This window comes from Streptomyces sp., assembly GCF_036524955.1.
Taxonomy (GTDB): domain Bacteria; phylum Actinomycetota; class Actinomycetes; order Streptomycetales; family Streptomycetaceae; genus Actinacidiphila.
In genome coordinates this window covers 1-7,331 of the sequence record NZ_DATDBG010000074.1, presented here as the reverse complement: position 1 = coordinate 7,331, position 7,331 = coordinate 1, and the positions used below count along the sequence as shown (strand labels likewise).

Sequence of the window (7,331 nt, the reverse complement as noted above, 5' to 3'; positions counted from 1 at the left end):
CGCGCCGCACGAGGCGGCAGCGGCGGCGGCCCGTGTCAGACGGCGACCGGCGCCGAGGTCCGTACCGCCTGCGCCGGCAGCCGTACACCGCAGTCCAGCCGCAGCGACGGCGGCAGCTGGTTGTCCGGGCCGACCTCCGCGCGGTCGCCGACGACGGCCTCCACCACGGTGCTGCCCCGGCCGATGCACGCCTCCCGGCCGACCACGGAACGGTGCACCAGCGCCCCCGTCGCGATCCGCGCCCCGGACAGTACGACGCTGCCCTCGACCACGGCGCCCGCCTCGACCACCGCGTCCTCGCACACCACCGTGCCCGCGCTGAGCACGGCCTGCGGGTCCACCACGGCGCCCGGAAGCACCAGTGCCCGGCCCGGCTCGCCGGGCAGCGCGGGGGAGTCGACCAGACCGCGTACGAGGTCGGCGGAGCCCTTCACGAAGGCCGCGGGGGTGCCCAGGTCCAGCCAGTAGCTGGTGTCGATCACGCCGCGCAGCAGGGCCCCGGCGCCCAGCAGGTCCGGGAAGGTCTCCCGTTCCACCGAGACCACCCGGCCCGGCATGATCGTGTCGATGGTCCTGCGGGTGAAGACGTAGCAGCCGGCGTTCACCTGGTCGGTGACGATCTCCTCGGGCGTCTGCGGCTTCTCCAGGAAGGCCAGCACCCGCCCGTCGGCGTCGGTGGGCACCAGACCGAAGGCGCGCGGGTCGGGCACCCGGATCAGGTGCAGCGTCACATCGGCGCCGGAAGCCTGGTGCCCGGCGCGCAGCCCGGCGATGTCCAGGCCGGACAGGATGTCGCCGTTGAAGACCAGCACCGGTTCGTCCGGCCCGCAGGTCAGGTGCTCGGCGGCGTTGCGGATCGCGCCGCCGGTGCCCAGCGGCTCCTCCTCGGCGGCATGCACCACTTCCAGGCCGAGCGCCGAACCGTCGCCGTACTCCTCCCGGAACAGATCAGCGAGATACGAGGTGGCCAGGACGACCCGCGTGACGCCCGCCGCGGCGGCTCGCGCCAACTGGTGGGTCATCAGCGGTACTCCGGCCACGCGAAGCAGCGGCTTGGGCGTGTGTGTCGTCAGCGGTCGCAGCCGGGTGCCCTTGCCGCCGACGAGCAGGATGGCCTCACTCATCGGGCCTCCGCCCCTTTCTGTGGTGTGCGTGGCAATGTCATGGGGGGTGCGGGTGTGAAGGAGGGGTCACGACGTGGCGGCGGCCCCCGGCCCGGCGCAGTCGGCCCCGAAGCAGGCGCGTACGACCTGCTCGGACCGCGGGCGCCCGGTGAAGTCCAGCCGGAGGCGCGTTCGGCCGGGCGGCGTACCGGCTGCTGCCGAAGTGGACCGGCCACCTGGAGCCGCCCCCGTCCTCCGTGTCCGCACGCCCCCGTCGGACCGCGGAGTACCAGTCGGCCTGCACGGTGCGGTCGCATCCCGTGAAGTCGTGTGCCGCGCGCCGTGAGGTCGTGCGGTCCCGGCCGGTTCCGCCCCGGCACGGGAGTGACGCCGGCCGCCTCCGGTCGGTTCCGGTCACCGTCGGTGGCCGGCGGGATGGGAGTCCGGTCAGGTCGGCCGGGGCGATGTCCAGCGCCGGCTCCCGGCCGCCCCCGGCCGCCCGCCGCCGGTCCGCACCCGTGCGCAGGCGGCTCGGACGTCAGCCTGGCCCGCCCGCCGCCGTACCGCCGGGCCGGCACGCCGCGGTAGTCGTCCACCCCCCACCACGTTCACGTCCTCCGAGCCGGGGCAGTCCGATCCCCAGCGAATCAGCACCCGTTCGAGTGGTGCGGTCGATATTCCACCACACTGACGCGCGAGGGTGAGGAGGGACTGCGCCCACCATGCGGGCAGGCCGTACGGCCTGCGTGCCGGAGCCCACCGGCCCGGACCTGTGAAGGCATTCCTCCGTCAGTCTCCGCGAGGTGCGCGTGACGGCGTTCCCGGCCCCTGCCCGTGATGCCGTCAGCGCAATTCGGTGGCCCAGCTCTCCACCGCGTCGGCCGCGACGTCGAATGCCTCGCCCCGGCCCAGGAAGTCCGCGTTGTGGTCGGTCAGCAGCGGACGCAGGGTCGCGCCGCCGCGCCGGGTGATCAGCAGCGCCTGGCCCTGGACGCTGCGCGGCAGCCCCAGCACCTTCACCGGCTGCTGCGCCGTACGGACGGCCGCCACCTGCCGCCACGCCACGGTCGTGGTGACGAAGAAACCCGTCTGGCGCAGACCCCTGCCGCTCACCCACACCCCCATCCGCAGCAGCCGCAGCGTCCCGAGGATCACCAGCACCGCGAACGCGACACACCTCGCGGCGCTCTGCCCGCCCCCCGCGAGAGCCATGATCAGTGCGGCGACCAGCAGATACGCGGCCAGCATCAGCGCCAGCGCGGCGGTGGCGACCCGCCACGGCCCGGGACGGTACGGCCGCATCCACCGGTCCTGCTCGGCGTGCGGGAGGGCACGCCCGGTCGGGTACTCGTCGTTCACTGCGGCACTGGATCGGTAAGGCAGGGACACGCGGAGAATCCTCTTCCGGCTTCCGGCAGCTCGGGCACTGACCGGTGAGGCTAGCGGGCGTCGGCTCCCCGGCCAAGCTCCGGCCCCGCCGACCGTCGTCATCGGGGCGGCCGGGACGACGACGGTCGGACGGGCCGCGGTTCGCTGTCCCACCCACCACTTAGGCTGGGCGCGCAGCCAACAGGAAGGACCTCCGGTGCAGAACGACCAGCCCACCGGGACCCCCGTCCCCGCCCAGTTCCGCGACGACGTCACCGTCGAGCTCATCAAGCACAGCGCGTCGGACTCCGACGTCCTGTGGGCGGCACGCGTCTCCACGGCGGGTGAGCAGTCCCTGGAGGAGCTGACCAAGGACCCCGAGCGTTCCAAGGGCCTGATCAACTTCCTGATGCGCGACCGCCACGGCAGCCCCTTCGAGCACAACTCCATGACCTTCTTCATCAGCGCCCCGATCTTCGTCTTCCGCGAATTCATGCGCCACCGCGTCGGCTGGTGCCTGGCCGGCGACACCATGATCACCCTGGAGAGCGAGGCCGGAAATCTGCGCCGGCAGGCCGTCAAGGACCTCTACCGCCAGTGGCACCACGGCGTGGACGACCGCATGGCGGTCTCGGCCGGCGGCGCGACGTGGCACGCCCGGGCGGGCAGGTGGATGGCTCAGGCCCGGTGGGCGGGCAAGAACCACTACCTCGGGCTCTACGACAGCAGGGAGGCGGCGGACTGCGCGGTGGCGGAGTTCCGTGAGGAGCACCCCGGCACGCGGCTGAGCCGGCTCGACCCGGTTCGCCGCAGCCATGTGCGCTGCTTCGACGAGGACACACTGCGCGCACAGCGGGCGCAGATCGTGGACGTCATGGAGTCGGGGGTCAAATCCCTGATCCGGATCACCACGCAAGGTGGCCGCTCGCTGCGCTGCTCGGTGGATCACGCCGTTCTCACGCCTGACGGATGGCGCAAGGCCGGCGAGCTCGCCATCGGCGATGCCGTCCTGGCCGGGGGGACCGCGCCGCGTCCCTTCCCGACGGTCCCGCCCGGCCTTCGGCACGGCATCGGTGTGTGGACGTCGACGCAGCGCGACCGCCTGATCAAGGAGACGGACGACTGCCACCTGTGCGGACAGAGCTTCCCGCGGGAGTCCTTGGCCCTGGACCACGTCACCCCCGTGGCCGCCGATCTGACGAAGGCCCTCGACGAACGGAACCTGGCTCCCGCGTGCGAGGACTGCCACGCCCGCAAGAGCGCCCAGGAACAGGCCCTCGCACAGCGCGACGGCAGGATCGCCGAGGCCGTGCCCGACCTGATCGTCGGCGTCGCCGAGGACGGCGAGGAGATGACGTACGACGTCTCCGTGGCCGGACCGTGGCACAACTTCCTGGCCGACGGGATCGTGGTGCACAACTCGTACAACGAGGAATCCGGGCGTTACCGGGAGTTGCAGCCGGTGTTCTACGTGCCGGGAGCGGATCGGAAGCTGGTGCAGCAGGGACGGCCGGGGAAGTACGAGTTCGTGGCGGGCACGGCCGGGCAGCGCAAGGAGGCGGTGGCCGCGATGGAGGCGTCGTACGCGCAGTCGTACGCCGCGTACCAGGAGATGCTGGCCGCCGGGGTGGCGCGGGAGGTCGCGCGGGCCACCCTTCCGGTCGGCCTGTACTCGTCGATGTACGCGACGTGCAACGCGCGCTCGCTGATGCACTTCCTCGGCCTGCGCACGCAGCACGAGATGGCGCGGGTGCCCTCGTTCCCGCAGCGGGAGATCGAGATGGTGGGGGAGAAGATGGAGGCCGCGTGGGCGGAGGTGATGCCGCTCACGTACGCGGCCTTCAACGCGAACGGCCGAGTGGCTCCGTGAGGTGCGGCACACGTACGAGGGTCGCCTGCGGGCAAATGTCCGAAGTGTTCGGATTGCAGGCATTCATGAAGTTCATCTAGGCTGCAGAAACGGACTCCGGCGGTGCTTGAACCCCCGAGCAGGCACCGCCGGAGCCCTTTGCGCAGGTCCACGGCTGCGTGCCCGCCCGCATACCGAGTAGCGTGGGACCCATGGCTCCGATCTCCACCCCCAAGGCCCCCTTCGGGCGGGTACTGACCGCGATGGTCACCCCGTTCACCACGGACGGCGCCCTCGACCTCGACGGTGCCCAGCGGCTGGCCGCCCACCTCGTGGACGCGGGCAACGACGGCCTCGTCGTCAACGGCACCACCGGGGAGTCGCCCACCACCAGTGACGCGGAGAAAGACCAGCTCGTACGCGCTGTGGTGGAAGCAGTCGGAGACCGCGCCCACGTCATCGCCGGAGTCGGCACCAACAACACCGGGCACAGCGTCGAACTCGCCCGCCAGGCCGAGCGGGCCGGCGCGCACGGCCTGCTCACGGTCTCGCCGTACTACAACAAGCCCCCTCAGGAGGGCCTGTACCGGCACTTCACCCGCATCGCGGACGCCACCGCCCTGCCCGTGATGCTCTACGACATCCCCGGCCGCACCGGCGTCCCCATCGGCACAGAGACGATCGTCCGGCTCGCCGAGCACCCCCGCATCGTCGCCAACAAGGACGCCAAGGGCGACCTCGCCGCCGCGAGCTGGGCGCTCAGCCGCAGCGGCCTCGCCTGGTACTCCGGCGACGACATGCTCAACCTGCCGCTGCTCTCCATCGGCGCCACCGGCTTCGTCTCCGTCGTCGCCCACCTCGTCACCGCCGAGCTGCGCACCCTCCTCGCCACGTACACCGCCGGAGACGTCACCAAGGCCGCCGAGATCCACCAGCGGCTGATGCCCGTCTACACCGGCATGTTCCGCGCCCAGGGCGTCATCACCACCAAGGCAGCCCTCGCGCTGCGCGGTCTGCCCGCCGGCCCGGTCCGGCTCCCCCTCGTGGACCTCGGCGAGGCCGAGACCGAGCAGCTCAGGAGGGATCTCGCCGCCGGCGGGGTACACCTGTGAACAACGGACTTCACAACTGAATACCGACAACCGCATACGTACGGCGTAACACGCACGACGGAACACGACTGAAGACGACTGCATACGTGCGACCGAAACGCACGATCGAACGATGTCGCGTGCCCCACGGCCCTGACAAGGGGCCCGGTGGGCGTACGCGGTAGGGAGAATCAAACCTTTGAGCCATCCGCACCCTGAACTGGGCCCGCCGCGGGCACTGCCCGACGGCGGCCTGCGTATCACGCCACTCGGCGGCCTCGGCGAAATCGGCCGGAACATGACGGTCCTGGAATTCAACCGGAAGCTGCTGATCGTCGACTGCGGTGTGCTGTTCCCCGAAGAGGAGCAGCCCGGCGTCGATCTCATCCTGCCGGACTTCAGCTCCATCCGGGACCGCTTGGACGATGTCGTCGGAATCATCCTCACGCACGGCCACGAGGACCACATCGGCGCTGTCCCCTTCCTCCTCCGGGAGAAGGACGACATCCCGCTCATCGGCTCCAAGCTGACCCTCGCCCTCATCGAGGCCAAGCTCCAGGAGCACCGCATCCGGCCGTACGCACTGGAGGTCAAGGAGGGTGACCGGGAGCGCATCGGCCCCTTCGACTGCGAGTTCGTCGCCGTCAACCACTCCATCCCGGACGCGTTGGCGGTCGCCATCCGCACCCCGGCCGGCATGGTCGTCGTCACCGGCGACTTCAAGATGGACCAACTGCCGCTCGACGGCCGCCTCACCGACCTGCCCGCCTTCGCGCGGCTCGGGGAGGAGGGCATCGACCTGCTGCTGGCCGACTCCACCAACGCCGAGGTCCCCGGCTTCGTACCGCCCGAGCGCGACATCTCGCAGGTGCTGCGCCAGACCTTCGCCAAGGCCGAGAAGCGCATCATCGTCGCCAGCTTCGCCAGCCATGTCCACCGCATCCAGCAGGTGCTCGACGCTGCCCACGAACGCGGCCGGAAGGTCGCCTTCGTCGGCCGCTCCATGGTCCGGAACATGGGCATCGCCCGTGACCTCGGCTACCTCAAGGTGCCCGGCAACCTCATCGTGGACGTCAAGGTCCTGGACGACCTCCCCGACGAACGCGTCGTCCTGGTCTGCACCGGCTCCCAGGGCGAACCCATGGCCGCGCTGTCCCGCATGGCCAACCGCGACCACCAGATCCGCATCGTCGAGGGCGACACCGTCATCCTTGCCTCCTCCCTCATCCCGGGAAACGAGAACGCGGTCTACCGCGTCATCAACGGGCTGACGCGCTGGGGCGCCAACGTCGTCCACAAGGGGAACGCGAAAGTGCACGTCTCCGGCCACGCCTCGGCCGGTGAACTCCTGTACTTCTACAACATCTGCAAGCCCCGCAACCTGATGCCGATCCACGGCGAATGGCGCCACTTGCGGGCCAACGCCGACCTCGGCCGGCTCACCGGCATCCCCAAGGACCGCATCGTCATCGCCGAGGACGGCGTCGCCGTCGACCTGGTGGACGGAAAGGCGCAGATCGCCGGCAAGGTCCAGGCCGGATACGTCTACGTCGACGGACTGTCGGTCGGCGACATCACCGAGTCGTCACTGAAAGACCGTCGCATCCTCGGCGAAGAGGGCATCGTCTCGGTCTTCGTGGTGGTCGACAGCAGTACGGGCAAGTTGGTGGGCGGGCCGAACATCCACGCGCGCGGATCGGGCATCGAGGACGAGGCGTTCGCCGCCGTCATTCCCAGGATCGAGGAGGGGCTGTCCCGTTCGGCCTCCGACGGCGTCCTGGAGACCCGGCAGATCCAGCAGCTCATCCGACGTGCCGTCGGCAAATGGGTCTCCGACACCTATCGACGCCGCCCGATGATCCTGCCGGTGGTCGTCGAAGTCTGACCCTCAGTCAACCTCCCTGCCTGGAGCGGGGGGCC

4 protein-coding genes and 3 pseudogenes are annotated in these 7,331 nt (G+C 70.7%); 5 read left to right on the top strand and 2 right to left on the bottom strand.

The window, feature by feature from the left end; translation table 11 throughout:
- Positions 1 to 35 precede the first annotated feature (35 nt).
- Positions 36 to 1,124 carry an NDP-sugar synthase gene (locus tag VIW71_RS06310; RefSeq protein ID WP_331620986.1) on the bottom strand — a complete coding sequence of 363 codons (1,089 nt, stop codon included), beginning with the start codon at positions 1,122 to 1,124 and terminating at the stop codon, positions 36 to 38.
- Positions 1,125 to 1,946: 822 nt separating this feature from the next.
- Positions 1,947 to 2,492: a hypothetical protein gene (locus VIW71_RS06305; RefSeq protein WP_414720675.1), complete on the bottom strand. Its 546-nt coding sequence runs from the start codon at positions 2,490 to 2,492 to the stop codon at positions 1,947 to 1,949.
- Positions 2,493 to 2,688: 196 nt separating this feature from the next.
- Here VIW71_RS06305 and VIW71_RS06300 point away from each other — a divergent pair.
- The 5 genes and pseudogenes from VIW71_RS06300 to VIW71_RS06280 all read left to right on the top strand — a co-directional run.
- A pseudogene (locus VIW71_RS06300) lies at positions 2,689 to 2,985 on the top strand (FAD-dependent thymidylate synthase); the annotation flags it as partial.
- Positions 2,965 to 3,888, top strand: a pseudogene (locus VIW71_RS06295) (HNH endonuclease); the annotation flags it as partial. The pseudogenes VIW71_RS06300 and VIW71_RS06295, both read left to right, overlap by 21 nt.
- Positions 3,889 to 3,891: 3 nt before the next feature.
- Positions 3,892 to 4,341: pseudogene (thyX, locus tag VIW71_RS06290) on the top strand (FAD-dependent thymidylate synthase); the annotation flags it as partial.
- Positions 4,342 to 4,532: 191 nt separating this feature from the next.
- Positions 4,533 to 5,432 carry a 4-hydroxy-tetrahydrodipicolinate synthase gene (gene dapA, locus VIW71_RS06285; RefSeq protein WP_331620985.1) on the top strand — a complete coding sequence of 300 codons (900 nt, stop codon included), beginning with the start codon at positions 4,533 to 4,535 and terminating at the stop codon, positions 5,430 to 5,432.
- A 178-nt stretch (positions 5,433 to 5,610) separates the two neighbouring features.
- Positions 5,611 to 7,296, top strand: a complete 1,686-nt coding sequence (locus VIW71_RS06280) for a ribonuclease J (RefSeq protein WP_331620984.1) — start codon at positions 5,611 to 5,613, stop codon at positions 7,294 to 7,296.
- Positions 7,297 to 7,331: the final 35 nt, after the last annotated feature.

Bases quoted from the DNA above. Each gene is read 5' to 3' on its own strand.
- dapA (WP_331620985.1), top strand. From the start codon at position 4,533: ATGGCTCCGATCTCCACCCCCAAGGCCCCCTTCGGGCGGGTACTGACC.
- VIW71_RS06310 (WP_331620986.1), bottom strand. From the start codon at position 1,124: ATGAGTGAGGCCATCCTGCTCGTCGGCGGCAAGGGCACCCGGCTGCGA.